At 32.2% G+C, this 19,807-nt stretch carries 15 protein-coding genes and 1 tRNA gene; 3 read left to right on the forward strand and 13 right to left on the reverse strand.

Translation table 11 applies throughout. From position 1 onward, the window contains the following. The first annotated feature begins 132 nt into the window (after positions 1-132). Positions 133-4,026 (forward strand): PAS domain-containing protein, encoded by a 3,894-nt coding sequence (locus QYS47_RS10650; RefSeq protein ID WP_322346035.1) that lies wholly within the window; start codon positions 133-135, stop codon positions 4,024-4,026. A 282-nt stretch (positions 4,027-4,308) separates the two neighbouring features. Then, complete coding sequence (locus QYS47_RS10655; RefSeq protein ID WP_308356606.1) at positions 4,309-4,638, forward strand: thioredoxin family protein; 330 nt, start codon at positions 4,309-4,311, stop codon at positions 4,636-4,638. A gap of 53 nt (positions 4,639-4,691) precedes the next feature. Here the strand turns inward: QYS47_RS10655 and QYS47_RS10660 are convergent, their stop codons facing one another. Continuing rightward, positions 4,692-5,996: an amidohydrolase family protein gene (locus tag QYS47_RS10660; protein WP_322346036.1), complete on the reverse strand. Its 1,305-nt coding sequence runs from the start codon at positions 5,994-5,996 to the stop codon at positions 4,692-4,694. 6 nt (positions 5,997-6,002) lie between these two features. Further along, the gene (locus QYS47_RS10665) at positions 6,003-9,023 is read right to left on the reverse strand and encodes an amidohydrolase family protein (protein WP_322346039.1); all 3,021 of its coding nucleotides are present in this window, start codon (positions 9,021-9,023) and stop codon (positions 6,003-6,005) included. Between the two features lie 241 nt (positions 9,024-9,264). On the opposite strand from QYS47_RS10665, the gene QYS47_RS10670 reads away from it, so the two are divergent. Beyond that, complete coding sequence (locus QYS47_RS10670; protein ID WP_308356602.1) at positions 9,265-10,842, forward strand: GAF domain-containing protein; 1,578 nt, start codon at positions 9,265-9,267, stop codon at positions 10,840-10,842. Here QYS47_RS10670 and QYS47_RS10675 read toward each other — a convergent pair. From QYS47_RS10675 to QYS47_RS10725, 11 genes are all read right to left on the reverse strand, one after another. Further along, positions 10,839-12,146 carry an MFS transporter gene (locus QYS47_RS10675; RefSeq protein WP_322346041.1) on the reverse strand — a complete coding sequence of 436 codons (1,308 nt, stop codon included), beginning with the start codon at positions 12,144-12,146 and terminating at the stop codon, positions 10,839-10,841. The two genes, QYS47_RS10670 and QYS47_RS10675, sit on opposite strands and share 4 nt — an antisense overlap. A gap of 81 nt (positions 12,147-12,227) precedes the next feature. Further along, positions 12,228-12,710 carry an ExbD/TolR family protein gene (locus QYS47_RS10680; RefSeq protein WP_308356600.1) on the reverse strand — a complete coding sequence of 161 codons (483 nt, stop codon included), beginning with the start codon at positions 12,708-12,710 and terminating at the stop codon, positions 12,228-12,230. Positions 12,711-12,713: 3 nt separating this feature from the next. Next, positions 12,714-13,277, reverse strand: a complete 564-nt coding sequence (locus QYS47_RS10685) for an ExbD/TolR family protein (protein ID WP_302124999.1) — start codon at positions 13,275-13,277, stop codon at positions 12,714-12,716. Further along, positions 13,277-13,600, reverse strand: coding sequence for a hypothetical protein (locus QYS47_RS10690; RefSeq protein ID WP_322346043.1), 324 nt, complete (start codon positions 13,598-13,600; stop codon positions 13,277-13,279). Before QYS47_RS10690 ends, QYS47_RS10685 begins: the two co-directional genes overlap by 1 nt. 24 nt (positions 13,601-13,624) lie before the next feature. After that, positions 13,625-14,488 (reverse strand): MotA/TolQ/ExbB proton channel family protein, encoded by an 864-nt coding sequence (locus tag QYS47_RS10695; RefSeq protein ID WP_322346045.1) that lies wholly within the window; start codon positions 14,486-14,488, stop codon positions 13,625-13,627. Positions 14,489-14,663: 175 nt separating this feature from the next. Next, positions 14,664-14,750 (reverse strand) — tRNA-Ser (locus QYS47_RS10700). A 178-nt stretch (positions 14,751-14,928) separates the two neighbouring features. Next, positions 14,929-15,999 carry an asparaginase gene (locus tag QYS47_RS10705; protein WP_302124996.1) on the reverse strand — a complete coding sequence of 357 codons (1,071 nt, stop codon included), beginning with the start codon at positions 15,997-15,999 and terminating at the stop codon, positions 14,929-14,931. Beyond that, positions 15,999-16,754: a TatD family hydrolase gene (locus QYS47_RS10710; protein ID WP_322346048.1), complete on the reverse strand. Its 756-nt coding sequence runs from the start codon at positions 16,752-16,754 to the stop codon at positions 15,999-16,001. The genes QYS47_RS10705 and QYS47_RS10710 overlap by 1 nt, the downstream gene beginning before the upstream one ends. Further along, the gene (locus QYS47_RS10715; RefSeq protein WP_322346050.1) at positions 16,751-17,860 is read right to left on the reverse strand and encodes a glycosyltransferase family 2 protein; all 1,110 of its coding nucleotides are present in this window, start codon (positions 17,858-17,860) and stop codon (positions 16,751-16,753) included. The genes QYS47_RS10710 and QYS47_RS10715 overlap by 4 nt, the downstream gene beginning before the upstream one ends. Beyond that, positions 17,857-18,495, reverse strand: a complete 639-nt coding sequence (locus tag QYS47_RS10720) for a polysaccharide deacetylase family protein (RefSeq protein ID WP_322346052.1) — start codon at positions 18,493-18,495, stop codon at positions 17,857-17,859. The genes QYS47_RS10715 and QYS47_RS10720 overlap by 4 nt, the downstream gene beginning before the upstream one ends. Continuing rightward, positions 18,488-19,720 (reverse strand): GAF domain-containing SpoIIE family protein phosphatase, encoded by a 1,233-nt coding sequence (locus QYS47_RS10725; protein ID WP_308356593.1) that lies wholly within the window; start codon positions 19,718-19,720, stop codon positions 18,488-18,490. Before QYS47_RS10725 ends, QYS47_RS10720 begins: the two co-directional genes overlap by 8 nt. Between the last annotated feature and the right edge of the window lie 87 nt (positions 19,721-19,807).

Consider the following 19,807-nt stretch of genomic DNA (forward strand, 5'->3'; position numbering starts at 1 on the left):
TAAAATCTAAAATACGACATAAATCTGAAGTAATTTTGAAGAAATTATATTATGCCGAAATTGATATAAATAAAACACTCAAACAGTTGAAAAAATAAAATTAAAATCAGAATTTAAAGTAAATTATCATTAATGAGTTCTGATCATCAAAATATTTCAAAAGAATTAGAAGAGCTAAACTATAAATTATTAGAGGCTCAGAAATTAGCTAAAATAGGAAATTGGGAAGCAAATGTAGATACAGGTATTATTCACTGGTCCCCAACAGTGTTTGAAATATTTGATTGTGATCCTCAAAGCTACAATCCTACAATCGATTCATTTAAACAAATGGTTCATCCAGAGGATGAAAAAAAAGTTTTTGAAGAAGACGTTAATGCTTTTGAAACCGGTCATTTTAATCTTACACATCGAATCATTACTCAGAAAGGAAACACTAAATATGTAACTCAACTTGCCACTAAGATTAACAATACTAACGAATTAATCTTTAGAGGTACCATACAAGATGTTACGCAATTAAAAGAAATTGAAAAGGAATTAAAACGTGAAAAAGAAAGGCATGATTTAATTATAGATGGTGCTAATCTGGGTACTTATCAATGGAATCTAGAAGAAAACGTACTCCATATCAATGAAAATTACGCTCAAATGCTTGGCTATAAGCTGGATGAATTAAAGCCATTTTATATGGAGGATTGGTTAGAAAAATTACATCCTGATGATGTAGAAATGATTACGAATGTGTTTGCCGATAACTACAAATTAAAAAAGGATAGTTATGACTTCGAATTAAGAGCAAAGCATAAAAAAGGTCATTGGGTATGGATTCAAGATATTGGAAAAGTAGGCGTATGGTCAGATGATGGCCAGCCAATTGAAGTATTTGGAACCCATATTGAAATCTCAGAAAGAAAAAAAGCTGAAATTGAATTAGATAGAACTAAGTCATTATTACTTCAAACAAACATTATCACTAAAACTGGAGGTTGGGGTTGGAATTTGGAAACTGGTGATATATCGTGGACTGAAAATACAAAACATATTTATGAAGTTGATGATAATTATAAACCCCATTTTGACACCATATTTGACTTTTTATCAGATCCAAAGGAAGAACCACGAATCAGAAAAATCATTGAAAATAGTATCAAAAAACAAAAAAGCTTTGACATTGAATTACAATTAGTCTCTGCAAAAGGTAAACAGTTTTGGGTAAGAACAATTGGAATCCCTGAAGTAAAAAACGGTAAAATAACCAGTATATATGGCACAGTCCAAAATATTGACAGTATTAAAAACAATCAACTACAACTTGAAGAAAAAACAAAACAATATAATGAATTAGTAGAATATATACCGGTTGGAGTTTATAAACTCAGTAGAGATGGACAATTAAACTATATGAGTCCTCAATTTCTGAAAATTATAGGGCGAGAAGGAAAAATGATTGATACAGCAGAATTTGCTCATAAAATTGTTCACCCAGAAGATTTAATGATGTTTAACAATGCTAATAGTCAAGCATTAGAAAATTATGAATCCTTTAGCTTAGAATTTAGAATAATAGTTAATGGTGAAACTAAGTGGGTTAAAGCTTCCTCTCAACCCACGCAAGATAGCAATGGAAATTGGTATTGGTTTGGTTCAATATCCGATATAACCTACAGAAAAAAAACTGAGCTAAAAATTAAGAATAGTGAACAACAGCTTCAGAATATTATAAGCTCAATGCAGGAAGCATTATTGTTTTATGATTCTAAAGGGATCATAAGATCAATGAATGAAAGTGCAGCTAATATTTTAGACCTTGATAAATCAGAAATCATTGGTAATAGATATATGCAAACCATCATTAAATTATTGGATAATGATGGAAATGAATTAAAAGATGAAGAGCATCCGGTTGGAAAAGCATTAAGAAGTAAAAAGTCTGCCAAAAATATCCGCGTTCATCTACTTAATTCAAAAACCAAAAAGAGTTTATGGATAGAAGCAAATATTAAAATAATTGAAGAAGAAAATTCATATTGGGCTTTAGTAACATTCACAGATGTTACTGAAAGAATTAAGTCTGAAAAACAATTAATAGAAGCTAAAATGGCGGCTGAATCTGCCAACCTAGCAAAATCAAGTTTCCTGGCCAATATGAGTCATGAAATTAGAACTCCATTAAATGGTGTAATTGGATTTTCAGACCTATTAAGAAAGACGGATTTAAACGTTTTACAATCAGATTATACTCAACACATTTATAATTCTGCTCATTCTCTTTTAGGAATTATTAATGACATTCTTGATTTCTCTAAAATTGAAGCAGGAAAAATGAAACTGCAAATGGAGGAATTAAATGGGCTTGAGCTAGTTGAATCTGCTATTAGTTTCATTACGTTTCAAGCTTCACAAAAAGATCTTGAACTTATTATAAACTATGATCCTAACACTCCTATTTACTTCATATCAGATGAATTAAGAGTAAGACAAATTTTAATAAACTTGCTAGGAAATGCAGTAAAATTTACTGAAAAAGGTTCTATTAAAGTAAACGTAAAAAAGATTGGCAATAAACTAAGGTTTGAAGTTGTTGATTCAGGAATAGGTATATCTAAAAATCAACAAAAGAATATATTTAGCGCCTTTGAACAAGCGGATGTTTCCACCACAAGAAAATTCGGAGGATCAGGATTAGGGCTTACTATTTCTAATAAACTACTGAAAATTATGAACAGTAAGCTTGAATTGGAAAGTAAAGAAAATATTGGAAGTAATTTTTCTTTTAGTATTGACCTACAGGACCCAAAAGAAAGTCTTAAATCATTAATTAAAAAGCATAAGTTCAAGAGCGTAAAAAATATATTGATTTTAGATGATAATAAGGATCAAATAGAGGCTTTAAAAAGTATTTTTGATAATATTGAATGTTCCACTTTATATTTCAACTCGCCAGTTGACGCTCAGAAATCCATCACAAAAGATGATAATCATGATTTAATCATTATAGATGAAGAAATGCCAAATATTAATGGAACTGAGTTTTTAAAGATTTTATCCGAAAGATCATTATTGAAAAACCAAAGAATTATCTTTTTACATAAACATATTGAAAGTGAATTCTTTTATTCTGATTTCACAGAGAATAAAAATATATATAAAACTCCTAAGCCAATTTTACCGAGTAAGTTAATTAATTTGCTAGTGAAAATTGACTCAAATGAATCGGATTTAATTGACCATCATCATTCAAAAAATGAGAGTGAAATACAATTTATTGAAATTAATAAGATCTTGATAGCTGAGGATAATGAAATCAATAAATTTTTGATATTTAATATACTTGAAAATACAATTCCTAATGCTGAAATTATTCATGCTGATAATGGTGAAATTGCAGTTGAAAAATTTAAAAAGCATCAACCTGACTTAATTTTAATGGATATTCAAATGCCAGTTTTAAGTGGAATTGAAGCAACTGAACTGATTAGAACTATTGAAAACCCAAATCAGAGAACTCCAATAATAGCCTTATCGGCAGGTGTACTCAAAGAAGAAAAGCAAAAAGCTTTGGATGCTGGCATTGATGATTTTCTTGAGAAACCTCTGATACAACAAGATTTCATAAATACTATTAAAAAGCTTCAAAACAACGGTCTCATTAAAAAGCAAAAGTCTAATCAATATAATAAGCAACAAAAATTTAAAACTTTTAATAAAGCTGAATTAATGAAGCGATTAAATGATAATCAATCTCACTATGAAAGCTTCATTTCTTTAGCCAAAGAAAACATGCTTACATTTGAGCGACAAATAAAAGATTGTATTGAAAATGAAAATCTCCAAATATTAAGAGCTATTCTTCATAAATTGAAAGGAACCGCTTTAGCTGCTTGCTTTGAAAATTTAGGATTGCTTATTGACCAATTTGAGCGACCTAGTTATTATAATAAATCAGTTACTAAATACATGAAATCTCTAATAATACCTGAATTACAGAAAATTCATAAATTATTATTACAAGAGGAAATCTAAGATTTACAACATTATTTTTGTTTAATCTTTTATAAAACTATTTCCACAAATATAATACATCAATAGGAATTGTTTTAAAAGGTAAAACTGCTACTAATCTAAAGTTTAGTTTTATAAAAATATAAATATTAAAACCATATCTTTAAAAAATATCATAATCAATAAATTTCTTTAAAGAATGATAAATAATACCTTACATCTAGTGTTATTTATCCCTTTCAAATTGCGAAACATTATTTAATAATTATGGTAATTACTTAAAATTTAAAACGTAATTCCATTATGATAGAGCAAGTAACAGACGATAATTTAGAGCAGGAGTTAAAAAGTAATGAAAGAGTAGTTGTTAAATTTTATGCTGATTGGTGTGGAGTTTGTAAAGCATTCAACCCACAATTTGAAAGAATGGTTGCAGACTCACCTAGTAACATCAAATTCTTAGAAATCAATGCACCTGATAACCCAAAAGCAAGATTATCAGCTGGTGTATATAGTTTACCATTTTTTGCAAGTTATGAAAATGGAGAATTAAAGGATAAAATATCAAGTGCTGATAAAAGCAAAGTTCAAGACCTTATTGATAATTTACTTCCTGAAAAGGAATTAAATTAAAAAAACCGGCCAAAAGGCCGGTTTTTTTGTTTTTTCCACTAAAATGAACACCATTATTCATTTTCATATTTCTCTTTAAACTTTTTATACAGTCTTTGTTGGTGAGCCTCCAACGTAACTTGTCGGCCTTCAATAAAAACATATTCAAGTTTATTTCCTTCCATATCTAATATATCTCCTTTTGAAATTACCAATGAAGCTATTTTATCTTTTTCAAGACTTCCAATTTTATCTGAAACACCCATTATTTCAGCCGGATTTAAACTTACCATTTGTAAAGCTTCTTCTTTTGAAAGTCCGTAAGCAGCGGCTGTTCCTGCACTAAAAGGTAAATTCCTAACTTGCATTACTGAACCCCATTGACCAATTGCCACTTTTAACCCAGCCTTATGTAGTAAATAAGGAGTTTTATAAGGCATGTCTACTGCATCAGAATTCCTACTTGGTAGTCTTAATGTCTCTTCAACTATAATTGGAATTTCATTTTCCAATAAAAAGTCTTTAACATAATAAGCTTGGTCACCTCCTACCAGTACCATCTTCTGAACTCCCACAGATTGAGCAAATTGAATAGATTCTAATATCTCTTTTGCTCTGTCAGTATGAATATAAAGAGTTTTACTTCCATCAAATAAGCCTTTCATGGCTTCAAGCTTAAGATTAGTAACTTCAGTAGAACTTAATTCACTATAAGATACTGCGTCATTAAAGAATACCTTAAGCTCTTCATATTGCTTATCATATTCTTTATTTTCTCTCCACTCTGTTTCTCCTAACCACCATCTAGGATATTGTAATTTTGAAGGCCAATTCAGATGAATTCCTTCATCATTCTTTAATACCGCATCTTCCCAGTTCCATGCATCTAAATCCATTACGGAACTACTTCCTGATATCCTCCCCCCTCTTGGTGTGGTCTGTGCATAAAGCACTCCGTTAAATCGGGTGGTAGGTATAATTTCAGAATCTGTATTATAAGCGATTAATGCTCTAACATTAGGATTAAACTCACCTGTTTCATCCTGATCACGAGTAGCTCTAACTGCTGAGATTTCTTCTAATCCCATAATGGTATTACTGGCTATTAATCCAGGATATACATGCATATCTTCAGCATCAATTACTTTATACGAGGCTAGATCTAATCTGACTTTTGATGCATCTGCAACATTTGTGATTACTCCATTCTCAAAAGTGATAACTGAATTCTCAATTACTTCACCATTTCCAATGTGAGCGGTTGCATTCATAATAGCTATCGGCTCTTTTTGCGGTTCACCTGGTGCAGGAACTTGAGCATGAGCTAATATGCTGCAAAAACTCAATATTACTATTCCTATTATTTTAAATATCTTCATGTCCACTTACTTTAAAGATGAATAATTTTGAATTTCAGTCTCACACTCATATATAATTTGAGATTTAGGCATTACTTTTTGAGTAGGTTTACCATTAGACTTAGCACCTCTCATTTTATTAACCAATCTTGCTCTTTCAGCTTGGATAGCGTCTAATTTTGCTTCTTGTTCTTCTCTATCGAAGAATACTGTACCCTCAATTATCGTTTTATCTGCTTTAGCATAAATTGAAAGAGGTTCATCTGTCCACAAAACAACATCCGCATCTTTTCCTTCTTTAATGCTTCCCATCCTATCATCTAAATGAAGTAATTTGGCAGGATTTAAGGTTACCATTTTTAGAGCTTCCTCAACTGGAACATCACCATATTTCATAGTTTTACCGGCTTCTTGATTTAGTCTTCTACCCATCTCTGCATCATCTGAATTGATCGCGGTAACAACCCCCTCACCACTCATTAAAGCTGCATTATAAGGTATCGCATCATTCACTTCAAATTTGTAAGCCCACCAATCTGAAAATGTTGAGCCTCCAACTCCGTGTTCTTTCATTTTGTCAGCTAATTTATAGCCTTCTAAAATATGTGTAAATGTATTAATTCTAAAGCCATGTCTTTCAGCTACCTTCATGAGCATATTAATCTCTGACTGCACATAAGAGTGGCAAGTAATAAATCGATCACTGTTAAGAATTTCAACTAAGGTTTCTAATTCCATATCCTTTCGTGGAGCCGCAGTATTCGCTTGATCTCTTTTTGATAATTGATTGTAGGATTTCCATTCTGCTTCATACTCTCTTGCTCTTGTAAAAGCATCCTCAAACACTTGCTCTGCTCCCATTCTAGTTTGAGGGAATCTTACAGTGTTTCTTTCTCCCCAGTTAGACTGCTTCACATTTTCTCCCAATGCAAATTTTATGAATTTATCAGACCATGATATTTTCATTTCTTCAGGACTATATCCCCACTTTAATTTTACAATGGCCGATCTACCTCCGATTGGGTTAGCAGAGCCATGTAATAATTGAGAAGCCACAACTCCCCCTGATAATTGACGATAAATATTGATATCTTCTGAATCAACTACGTCCTCAATATTAACTTCAGCAGTAACAGATTCAGATCCTTCATTTACTCCTCTGCTAATTGCAATATGAGAGTGCTCATCAATAATTCCAGGTGTTAAATGCTTTCCTGTTCCATCAATCTCTCTAGCATTTGAAGCACTTAAATTTTTACCGATTTTAGATATTTTACCATTTTCTAATAAAACATCAGTATTTTCTAATACTCCATCTTCTTCGTTGGTCCAAACGGTTGCATTTTTAATAAGAATAGTTTCGGATTTCGGCTTCGTTTCATTCCCATGGGCAACAAATGGGTATATAAGATTTCCGATGCTTTCAGATTCTTCATCATCAGGAGATTTTTCTTTAACTTCTTCAGACTCTTCATTATCAGCATTTTTTCTAGCCGACCATTCAACCCAACTACCATCTGCTATTCTTGCTTTACCAGCTAGTCCATCTTTAGTTAACCACCCAGACATACGAACTGCACCTATTGATTCGTTTTCCTCATCCGTGAATGAAAGTGAAATTAGCTGCTTCTTTATATCTGATTTTAATTTGTATGATGTGCTATCATTTATAACAATCTTGAAATCTTCACTTCCAGATTTTCCACTAACCATTAAATTATATTCTTGCTCTCCTACTGAAAGATCATATTTACCCGCCAAATCAGGAGATGCAATATCATGATATTTGTATCCATTACCTTGTACCCAGTTCTCATAAATTTTAGTTCCCTTTTGAACAGGACTTCCATCAGTTATTATAAAATTGGCAATTTTTCCTTTTGATAAACTTCCTAACCTATCATCCATTTTAATTAATCTTGCAGGAGTAATCGTTAGAGCTTTTAAAGCTTCCTCTTCTGAAAAACCTACTTCGATAGATTTTGAAAGCATTTCTTGAAGCTTGCTAACGTCTTTTAATCCATCAGCAGTAATAGAAAAATTAATACCTTTATCTTTAAGCATTTTTAAATTATAAGGAGCCATTTCCCAATGCTTCATTTCAGCTAAACTAACATTTAACGCATCAAATGGATCTTCTACATCATACGCTTCAGGATAGTTTACAGGAATGATTAGAGAAGCATTTGTAGCACCAATCTCATCTAATCGCTGATACTCATCTCCATTTCCTTTAATGATATATTGAACACCAAATTCATCACCTAAATGATCAGCTCTTAATACATATAATTTATCACCTCCAACTTCAAATATTTGAGGATGAGCTTTATTCTTATTAAATGCGGCTAATGAAATATCAACCATCTCATTCTGTGATGCATACCATTTAGCATCTAAATAATTTTGCCTGATCAATGCAATTGCCCCCATTAATGAAGACGGATTATCTTGGGTAGAACTTCCTTTATCAAATGAAAAATGTTGGGAAGCTTTCTCTTTTAAAATGATTTCATTTTCAGGACCATCATGTAGCGCTACAACTGCTCCAGTTCCTCTAATTAAACCATCCTTATTATGAGTAAGTACCGTTCCAAAACCAGCCTTTCTTAATTTTTCAGCTTCAGAATCTTTAGCTGTGAACGCTTCGTAAGCATTAAAATATGTTATTATGGCATCATTTGTATTGTAAGCGCCTTCTTTTTTAGGTCCTAATTGTGGTCCATTACTTCTTTGACTTTTCACTTCAGGTAGCCCATAATTATTGGATAATTCAATAAAAGAAGGATAAATATGTTTACCTCCTAAATCATGAATTATAGCACCCTTAGGAATACTAACATTGGTTCCCGCTGCTATGACCTCTCCTTTTTTAATAATCAAGGTAGCTGATTCAAGAGTAGTCTTATAATCAACATGTAGTGTCGCATTTGTAAAAGCATGCAGGCCCGGTCTTTCATCTTTCACACCATTAACATAATAGGTTTCCTGTGCATAAGAAGAAAAGAACCATAAGCTAAAACAAGCTATGAGTAGTTTTTTCATCATATATATTTTTAAAATTAAGTAATCCAAAATAGTATTTTTTTAATAATAAAAGAATCAATACTTAACCTATTATTTTATTGGTGCTTTATAGGTTTTAATGGAATGCTTTATTGCTCACATTAAAACAACTTTTTTAACAATTAACAAAAAAGGAGAGTTAGTTACTATGGGATAAAAATCTTTGTTTTACGCCAACAAACCATTATTTTAGAAAACAAACGACCATAACTCTCCAGAAAGAATGAAGAAATTTTTAAATAAACATTTAATATCCATAGCGATAATAACAGTTTCAACCCTGATATTATTAAGTGTTATTCTTTCCTTTTATAACAAAAAAGTGATGAGCGAGGCCTTAGAAACACAAGAGCAAGCTGATCTTGTGTTCCGTACCGCTGAAAACACATTATTGAATATTCGGCAAATGGATATTAGTGGTAGAGGATATGCTCTTATTCGAGAAGAAGGATTTTTATTTTGGAGTGTTGAACAAGCCAAAAAACAAAATAGAGAAAATTTCAAAACCCTTGATAGTTTATTTGCCATTCAAGGATATTCTGATCCTGTAAATTATCCTAGAGTAAAAGCTGGATATAGAAAATATGTGGACTTGTATGAGGAAATGGTGAATCATTTGAAGAATGATGATCTTGAGGCTTATAAAGATTTATTAAGAGAAGATTTTGGTAAAACATTTTGGCCAATAAATGATGCCTTTACTACAGAATTATATGAATTTGAAGAAAATTTAGTTGAAGAAGCACAAGCAGCATATGAAAGTGCAATTTTACAAAATACAATAGTTCAATTGCTACTTCTACTCATTGGGCTACCTACCTTAATATTTATATTTATTAAATTAAGAAGGGATGAAAAGAAACGGATTGAACTGCTGATTAACCTTAGAGAGAATAATAAAAAATACCTTTTTAATGATGGCGATACAAGGTTTAGAGGTGCTGCTAAAATCTTAAACGGTTCCATTGAGAATTTGAAAAAAGCGGCAAATTATGTAAAAAATGTAGCATCAGGTAATTTTGATATCAGTTGGGATGGGATAACGGAGGAAAATAAGGTGCTTAATCAAGATAATTTAGCTGGTCAGCTGATTGAAATGAAAAAGCAAATGGAAAATGCTGACATTGAAAACAAAAAAAGAATTTGGTCAACTGAAGGGCTTTCTAATTTGAGTGAAATCATCAGAAACAGTGAACAAAATACAGAGGAATTAACTTTTGAAGCCACAAAATACTTAACAGAGTATTTAGGTGCTCAACAAGGTAGTTTATTTATTTTGATGGAAGATGAGGAGAATGAAAAAGATATGTACCTAGAATTATCGGCAGCATATGCATTTGATAGAAGAAAATATATAAATAAAAGAATAGAAATTGGACAAGGTTTAGTGGGTCAAACTTACAGAGAAAAGGAAACCTTAGTGCTCACTGAAATACCGCAAGATTATACTTTTATCACATCAGGATTGGGAGATTCAACACCTTCCTGCCTCACCATAGTTCCTATGAAGTATAATGAAGAAATTCAATCATTAATTGAATTAGCATCATTCAAAGTATTTAAAAAGCATGAGATTGAATTCCTTGAGAAAGCAGGTGAATATATAGCTTCAGCAATTGCTACCACACAAAATAACGACAAAACCAGAATACTTTTAGAACAAATGCAACAACAAGCTGAAGAAATGAGAGCCCAGGAAGAGGAGTTAAGACAAAATATGGAAGAATTAGAAGCTACTCAAGAAGAAATGAGAAGGAAAGAAAGAATGATGGAACAAAAGATGAAAAATAGTGAAAACTAGTTGTTTTCACTATTATAATTTAAATTCGAAGGAATTCTTACCATTAACAATAATCCCATACCAATAGCAAAGAACAATCCCAATGCAATGGTGCTATTTCTCATGCTACCTGTCCATTGTTCAATAAATCCATACGAAAAGGTACCAATTACAACTGCAATCTTTTCAGTTACATCGTAAAAACTAAAGTAAGAGGCTTCGTCATGTGAATTTTGAGGCATTATTTTAGAATATGTACTTCTGGATAGTGATTGAATTCCTCCCATAACCAAGCCAACAATAAAAGCCAATAAATAGAATTGGTAATCAGTATAAACAAAATAGGCATAAATACATATGCCTACCCATATCACTAACATATTCAACAATGAAAACTTATTTGTTTTCTTTTTTGATATATAAGCAAAACCATAGGAGCCAATTATGGCTACCGCATTAATAATGATAATTGTGATAATTAATTTATTACCAGGTAGGTTTAATTCTTTGCTCCCAAATGAAGCCGCCATATACATTACGGTCTGAACTCCCATACTATAAAAGAAAAAAGAACTCAAGAAATATTTTAATATAGGTTGGCTGTTAAGTTCCTTAAATACTTTTATAATCTCTTTATAACCGCTTACAATTATAGATCTGGAATAATTAATTTCTTTCTTAACTTCCTTTAATGCCCTAAAGGTAATTTGAGCAAAACCAATCCACCATAAGCCTACAGTTAAAAAAGAAAACCTAGCTATAATTCCAGTCTTTTCAAGTCCAAACCAGTCGGGATTTGAAATACATACTAGATTGATAACCAATAAAATTATGCTACCAATATAACCAAGGGAATAGCCCTTGGCACTGATCATATCATGCTTATCTGGAGTAGCAATTATAGGTAAAAAGGCATTATAAAAAACTAAACTCCCTGTAAACCCTATACTAGCTAATACAGAACATATTATGGCCCATTCAACATTTTTACCTGTAAAAAAGAATAGACCTATACATGATAAGCCTCCTAGGTATGTGAAAAACTGCATAAAAGATTTCTTATTAGAAGTATAATCCGCAATACCAGATAGTAAGGGCGATATAATTGCCACAATTAAAAAGCTAAATGATATTGCAAAAGAATATAGCGCAGTATTTACTAGTTTAAAGCCAAAAAAATCAACCACATCTCCATTAAAAGCATTTTGTGTGGCTGTATTATAGAAAACGGGAAAAATAGAAGATTTAATTACTATTGCATAGACTGAATTGGCCCAGTCGTACATACACCATGTATTGATAGTTTTTGAATTATTTATCTGCACAATTATCTAATTATGGTTCAGGAGACAAAAAAAAACCTCATTTCTATTACGAAATGAGGTTTTCTATATTAACAATGAAAATTATAATAAAGAATTAGATTTATCTTTATTAGTTAATTTCAAAGTATTATACATTAACTTTCTAGCATTTGCTTTTCTTAATTTCTGCTGAACGTCCGTTACAATACCCATTTTTGCTTCACTATCAATTTTTAAAGCAATGGTAATTTTATCACGTTCTGCCTCCGATAACTTATCTTTCTCTTTAGAAACCCAAAGAAGAACATCTCTTGGTTCAATAAATACATCGTTAGCTTGAATCTTAGCTTCACCACCAAACTTTTCAGTTTGCTTTGGCTTACCAATGTATAAATAACTAACCAATGATTTTCTTTCGATCTTTTTCAATTGAGTTGCCTTAGGTATTTTTTGTTCAACTTTTATTTCAGTCTCTCTCAATACCGTAGTCACCATAAAAAAGAACAGGAGCATGAAGATAATATCAGGAAGTGCAGAAGTAGGTATTTCCTGACTTGCACTGGTTTTTTTCTTAAACTTTGACATAACTTATCCTCCTATGTTTGTTGGTTCCGCAATTGAAATCGCCATTGGAATATCACCTTTACCTTTTTCGTAAAGAGCTTTTTCCTTAGGATTCTTTAAATCTAATGATCTATATTCATCAGCCGTAATACCTGCTCTATCAGCATAAATCTGATAGTATGCACCTTGCAGCTGATCTAATACATTAATATAAATCTCATAACTTGTTCCTCTATCTGTTTTAAAGGAAACAATTGCATCTTGTGGGCTTTCCGCTAGATCATCACTATTGTTAGGATTTAAAACATGCTCAATAAGCATCTCTTTAATCTTAGTATAATCATCAAGCCTCTCACCCTCAACCAACAATCTGTCAGCTGAGTTGATAGCTACTTTAAAAAGGTTTCTATCTTTAATTTTAACATCAATCTGCTCAGCATCATCTGGCTCAGGAGGCAATGTTAAAGTTAAACCCTTATCTGATGCAATGGTAGTAGTTACAAGAAAGAATATTAACAATAAGAATGCAATATCGGCCATTGAACCGGCATTCACCTCTGCTGTTGCTCTTCCTTTACTTCTAGCCATTATCTTATTAGTTTACTGATTTCAGAATAAACAATAGATATTACCGCAATCCCCATTAGCAAATAAGTAGTGATTAAAACACCTCCAATTACTTGAGAAGAAGTACTTGTAATATCAAATTTTATGTATTTAGCAGTTACTTCGTCACCTGAAATACTCCAACTGACAACGTAAATTACACCGATCGCTAAAACCCCTATCAAAGACTTTAAAAGACTTTTGGGTTGACTAAGTGCGCTAATTAAAGGTAATACTATAGCTCCTAATGCAGCAACGATTACCAATAAATATGCACCATATAATAATATATCAACAAATTCCATTTAGTTAAACTTTAAAGGTTAAACTTACTTAGAAAGATTGTGCTTCACTAAGATATCTACTAAAGCAATAGAAGCATCTTCCATCTGGTTTACTAAAGAATCTACTTTAGAAACGCAATAGTTATAGAATAATTGTAAGATAACCGCAACAATCAAACCTGCAACAGTTGTTAATAAGGCTACTTTAATACCTCCAGCAACCAAAGATGGAGAAATATCACCCGCAGCTTCAATAGCATCAAATGCACCAATCATACCGATTACAGTACCCATGAAACCTAACATTGGAGCAAGAGAGATAAATAATGAAATCCATACTAAACCTCTTTCTAAACGTCCCATTTCAACAGAACCGTAAGAAATTACAGATTTCTCAACCATTTCAACACCTTCTGACATTCTCATCAAACCTTGAGTAAAGATAGATGCAACTGGACCTCTTGTATTTTTAGTTACTTCTTTAGCTGCTTCAACACCACCTTGATTTAAAGCGTCTTCTACATTAGCTAATAATTTATTAGTATTTGTAGTAGCTAAGTTTAAAGTAATGATTCTTTCAATAGCAATTGCTAATCCTAAGATTAAACAAATTAATACTACTGACATGAATTCCCATCCACCTTCGATAAACTTCTCTTTTACAATTTGGTGAAAGCCTTGCTCTTCAACAACCTCTTCCTCTTCAACAACTGCAGTTGCAGTAGTGTCTACTTCAGACTCATCCATTGCAGCAGAATCAGCTTCTGCAGCAGCAGAATCACTTTCCATAGCTGTTGTGTCATTTTCCATTTCAGAAGTCGCTGCTTCCTCATCTTGAGCAATTGCATTGCCATTAAAACCGAATACTAGTGCTCCGGCCATCATCATTAAAACAAATAGCTTTTTCATAGTTAAGTTGTTTGTAATTTTCCTTTTTTAGTTATTGTATGTTAGTTAAATGAAAACTAAGTCCAATTTTACACAAATATCAACAAACAGAAAATTATTTTAGCAATTCTTTAAGCCCAATCTCTATTATTTAATCAAATAACATCAAAAAGATTTAATTTATTACTTAAAAATGCGGAGAAGGAGGGATTCGAACCCTCGGTACCCGTGAAGGTACACTCGCTTTCCAGGCGAGCCCGATCGACCACTCTGGCACCTCTCCCTCTATCTGTAAATATTTAGTTCTCGATTGAACTCTTTTCAAACGTGCACAAATAAATTAATAATTTATTCTTCATGCAAGTGCATTTTGTCAAATGGTAAATTTAAATACGCAATTGAGTTGCGAATTGAAGAATAGTATTTAATAATATAATTATTTAATGTGAATACACTTATAACTATTCCATTTCACCTCTTAATGGCTTAATTAAATAGTTATGTTGTAGTTCTTTTGTTTTAGCATGACTAATAACGTACATCATTTTTGTAATCGCAGCCTCTGTTGTTATATCACTTCCACTAAATACACCAATAGATTGTAAATCCTTACTCGTTTGATATCTACCTTGAATAACCTTCCCTCCCATGCATTGCGATACATTCATTATTAGAACGCCTTTATTTATTGCTTTTTGTAGTGCATTAATGAACCATTTTTCAGTTGGAGCATTTCCTGAACCAAAAGTTTCAATAACTAAACCCTTTAATCCATCAATTGATAACACCCCCTCTACGAGCGCTTTCGATATACCTGGAAACACTTTAAGAATAGCCACTTCCTGTTGAATATTTTTTCGGACCTTTAATTCAGCATCTTGTTGATAGGGTCTGAGTGCAGCGAAATTATATTCTATTATTATTCCCGCTTCCGCCAATACTGGATAATTTTCACTTTGAAAGGCATCAAATTGTACACTTTCAACTTTCTTAGCCCTATTTGCTCTGAGAAGTAGATTATCAAAATATATACAGACTTCAGAAACGATAGGACGTTGGTTTAATTTCTGACTTGCAATCTCAATAGCCGTTATTAAATTCTCCCTCGCATCAGATCTTGCAGCACCAATAGGAAGTTGAGCGCCTGTAAAAATCACCGGTTTATTCAATCCTTCCAACATAAAGCTTATTGCTGAAGCTGTATAAGCCATAGTATCAGTACCGTGGATTACTATAAATCCGTCATAAGCATCATAATACTCTTCAACTAAGCTAGCAATATCATCCCAGTGTGAAGGGTTTACGTCCGAAGAATCAATTAAATTATTGAATGAGGCTACCGATATTTTGAGATTAAAATTTTTAAGAGAAGGTACTTCATCCAATATATTTTGAAAATCAAAAGGTACCAGGGCTTGTTGTTCATTGTATACCATACCTAATGTACCTCCAGTATAGATTATCATGATTGCACAATCAGGAGCTTTAGGTGTAGCGGTATCAATGTGTATTAGTTTATAGTACTGCTTCATTAGGAAAACAATTCAGTAGCATTTTTGCTAGTAATTTCGATCAAATCGGACTTAGACATTTCTTTAAGATCAGCTAACTTTTGAGCAATTAGGTCCAAAAAAGCTGGCTCATTTCTTTTACCTCTTTTAGGAGTTGGCGCTAAGTAAGGTGCATCTGTCTCCAAAACTATTCTATTAAGATCAATATCAGGAATATGTTCTGCAAGGCCGCCATTTTTAAAGGTTACCACCCCTCCGATACCTATAAAAAAACCTAAATCAATCACTTTTTGAGCTTCTTCGGCAGTACCAGTGAAACAATGGAAAACACCTTTTAGCTTATCATCATTCATTTTTTTGATAATATCATAAGTATCATCAAAAGAATCTCTGCAATGAAGAATTACAGGTATTTGATGATCCTTGGCAAATTGCACTTGTATTCTAAGTGCTTCTTTTTGTTGTTCTATTAAACTTTTATCCCAATAATAATCTAAACCTATTTCACCAACAGCAGCAAACTTTCTCTTATTCAGCCAATCTTCAACTTCGTAAAGCTGTTTTTCAAAATGCTTTTCAACAGAGCAGGGATGAACACCCATAGTAGCGATAGTGTTAGAAAACTTTTCTTCCACTTCTAACATGGGCTCAATTGACTTATGATCGATATTGGGCATGTAGAAGCGTTTTACTCCAGCCTCTTCTGCCCTTTCCATCATTTCCTGTCTATCTTCATCAAATTTATCTACATATAAATGTGCGTGTGTTTCAATCATCCTTTAGCAAATTTTCTTCCTTTCCATTTCACGGGCAAAGGTAAGATATAATAGAAAAGAAGTGCAATAGAAATGAAACCACTGTAGAATTCAAATATAAAAAGATTGCTTAAAGGCACATATTGATTTAGCCTTTCTAATATTTTATTGATAAAAAGACTCTGTAAAGTAATTTTTAAACCAAATAACGGAATAGCGACAAATGGATTAACAAAAGTTAATGCCAGCATTGCTGGATAATAGAATGCTTGAAAAACTAATAATGTTAACATAAAAGGGGGTAGCTTCAAAGCTCCAGACATCCATCTTTTTCGCTGATTCATAAGATTCCAAAAACCTCTGGTTGCAAAAGTTCTTACTAAGCTATCTTCATTTGCCAATTGCTGGTAATGGTAACCTTGTTTTGCTACTGCCTGAAATAAAGCAAAGTCTTCAGTAACTGAAAACGGAATATTTTTATAGCCTCCCACTTTATCATAGGCTTCCCTACTTACCATCATATTATTACCGACACCAGTAACAGGAATTTTCCAACCGCTTACAATTTTCACCATACCTAAAGCTAAACTCCAATCAATCATCTGCATACTTGAAAAGAAGTCCTTTGCTTTTATTATGGTAAATCCACTTTGTATTCCAGCCCCATCTTTCCAACATGCTAATTGTTTCATTAACCAACTACTTGGCACTTCAACATCACCATCAGTAATCATCATATACTCACCTTTTGACTTTTCAGCCAGTTGCTCTAAAACATTAGCTTTAGCATCAAGATGAGCAATTTTTTTATCAATTGGGATGTAGAAAAAATTATTGGTCTCTTTATCCCACTCTTTTAATATTTTAGTAGTTCCGTCAGTTGAACCGTCATCTCCCATCAAAACTTCATATTTATCATCAGGATAATCGAGTTTTTCTAAGGAATTTAACGCATAATTTACGGTATGAACTTCATTTCTTACGGCTAATAAAATGGATATGAAAGGCAATTCACCTTCATAAGGTTTTGGGTTTTCAGCTTTTGGTTTCCAAGCCATCCATAATATTAAGTCCATGAAGATTACCATAAGAATAATCGACAAAAGGCTTAAGTACAGATAGGTCATAGTTTTTCAAATTTGTATCCAATATCGGAAAAATGTTTGAGATACAAAGGTAGAAATTGCAATATTTTATCTTTAGATTTAAGATTATCATGAAATACTATAATACTACCGTTAGAAGAGTTTTGAATACTTTTTTTAAGAATAGTATTTGCCGAAATATTTCGGTTATAATCTTTTGACAAAACATCCCACATGATAAAGTTGTAATACTTTTGGTTTAATTTCTGGACAGATTTGAAAGTGAATTGACCATATGGTGGTCGAAATAGTTTTACTTCAGGTTTAATATGCTTTTCAATTTCTTTTTGACATAGCTCTACATTTTCTAAGTATACATTCAAGTCGCTTTTCCATGCTTTTAAATGATTAAAAGTGTGATTTCCAACTTGATGATTTGCTTGAATTAATTGTTCAAAAATTTGGGGATGCTTTCTGATATTATCTCCCACACAAAAAAAAGTTGCCTTCGCATTAAAATCCTTTAGAATGGCTAGAATTTCATTTGTTAGATTAGGAATAGGCCCATCATCAAAAGTAGGATAAATAATTTTATGATCTGTATTTACTTTCCATTGAAATGATGGAAAGATATTTTGAATGATTTTAGGAGTTTTATAAAAAGCAAAATCAGACATGATATTTACATGCTAATAATGTGATATCATCTGAAAGTGGTCTTTTTCCAATGAAATCATCAATCTTATCTAATATAGCTGAAATAATTCTTTCAGGGGTTGCAGAAATATATTGACTCAAAATTTCCATTACCCGCTCAGGCCCAAATTCTTCTTCCGCTTCATTGAAGGCCTCTGTTAATCCATCAGTATATAGTAATAAGGTTTGGGGTGAATCAATAGAAGCTGTTCCGATCTCTAAAAATGGAATTTCATTTAACGCACCTAATACTAGGGTTCCTTTTTCCAGTTTTTCAATGCTATGGTCCGATGAAACTAAAAATGGTGGATTATGTCCAGCATTAACATATTTCAAAGTTTTCTCTTTCAAATCTATAATTGCTATAAAAAAAGTAATGAAATTCTCTCCTTTAGCACTTTCAAAAACCTGATAATTTAAATCATGGATAATCTCTTCTAAATCTGTTGTCTTACGTAGAAGCGTTCTTAGAGAAGCTTGAAAATTTGACATTAACAAAGCGGCAGGTACTCCTTTACCGGAAACATCAGCAATGCAAACCATTTTTTGATGTTCATTGATGGATTTCCAATCATAATAATCTCCTCCAACTGTATGATGAGGAGAATAATGAGCGTCTATACTGAAATTATCATTCTCAGGTAAAGATTTGGGAAATAGTAGTTGCTGAACTTTTTTAGCAATTTCCATTTCCTTGGCAATAACTTCCTGTTTCAGTCTTTCCCTAGCCATTTTTTTATTCTCAATGGCCACCATTATAATATTGGAAAGTGCTTGAATGAAGTTTAAATGATTTTCAATGTATTCTCTTTCCTCTGCATTTGCCACACCACCTAAAAAAACAACTGCTAGTAAATCATTTTTGTGATATACAGGAATTGCCACATCAAATTCATCAAATGGAGAATCTACTAAATCAGATGGAAACAAAATCTTACCTTTTTCTACAATTTGATATGCGTTTGAATCTATGGAATTATAATCTTTTTTAGTACCGAATGATAGTTTAGGAATCCATTGTTTATCATCTTGAACCACCAACATCAATTTCGATAACTTTAGGTTTGCCCTTAAAGTGAAATTATAAATTTTGTATAAAGATTCTTCTGGAAGATTTTCATTGATTGCCTGAGTAATTTCAAGTAAGGCATCAAGTTCTAACTCCTTCAGTTCATATCGGTTCGCTATGTTCAAGGCTGTACTCATTTCTAAACGTGAAGTTAATCAATACTATTGAGAATATTAATAATGTAAAAGGAAATGAAAATAATGGGGTTTAATTCTCAGAAATTA

Source organism: Marivirga arenosa, assembly GCF_030503875.2.
In the GTDB taxonomy this organism is placed as follows: Bacteria; Bacteroidota; Bacteroidia; order Cytophagales; family Cyclobacteriaceae; genus Marivirga; species Marivirga arenosa.

Bases quoted from the DNA above. Each gene is read 5' to 3' on its own strand.
- QYS47_RS10650 (WP_322346035.1), top strand. From the start codon at position 133: ATGAGTTCTGATCATCAAAATATTTCAAAAGAATTAGAAGAGCTAAAC.
- QYS47_RS10655 (WP_308356606.1), top strand. From the start codon at position 4,309: ATGATAGAGCAAGTAACAGACGATAATTTAGAGCAGGAGTTAAAAAGT.
- QYS47_RS10660 (WP_322346036.1), bottom strand. From the start codon at position 5,996: ATGAAGATATTTAAAATAATAGGAATAGTAATATTGAGTTTTTGCAGC.
- QYS47_RS10665 (WP_322346039.1), bottom strand. From the start codon at position 9,023: ATGATGAAAAAACTACTCATAGCTTGTTTTAGCTTATGGTTCTTTTCT.
- QYS47_RS10670 (WP_308356602.1), top strand. From the start codon at position 9,265: ATGAAGAAATTTTTAAATAAACATTTAATATCCATAGCGATAATAACA.
- QYS47_RS10680 (WP_308356600.1), bottom strand. From the start codon at position 12,710: ATGTCAAAGTTTAAGAAAAAAACCAGTGCAAGTCAGGAAATACCTACT.
- QYS47_RS10685 (WP_302124999.1), bottom strand. From the start codon at position 13,277: ATGGCTAGAAGTAAAGGAAGAGCAACAGCAGAGGTGAATGCCGGTTCA.
- QYS47_RS10690 (WP_322346043.1), bottom strand. From the start codon at position 13,600: ATGGAATTTGTTGATATATTATTATATGGTGCATATTTATTGGTAATC.
- QYS47_RS10695 (WP_322346045.1), bottom strand. From the start codon at position 14,488: ATGAAAAAGCTATTTGTTTTAATGATGATGGCCGGAGCACTAGTATTC.
- QYS47_RS10705 (WP_302124996.1), bottom strand. From the start codon at position 15,999: ATGAAGCAGTACTATAAACTAATACACATTGATACCGCTACACCTAAA.
- QYS47_RS10710 (WP_322346048.1), bottom strand. From the start codon at position 16,754: ATGATTGAAACACACGCACATTTATATGTAGATAAATTTGATGAAGAT.
- QYS47_RS10715 (WP_322346050.1), bottom strand. From the start codon at position 17,860: ATGACCTATCTGTACTTAAGCCTTTTGTCGATTATTCTTATGGTAATC.
- QYS47_RS10720 (WP_322346052.1), bottom strand. From the start codon at position 18,495: ATGTCTGATTTTGCTTTTTATAAAACTCCTAAAATCATTCAAAATATC.
- QYS47_RS10725 (WP_308356593.1), bottom strand. From the start codon at position 19,720: ATGAGTACAGCCTTGAACATAGCGAACCGATATGAACTGAAGGAGTTA.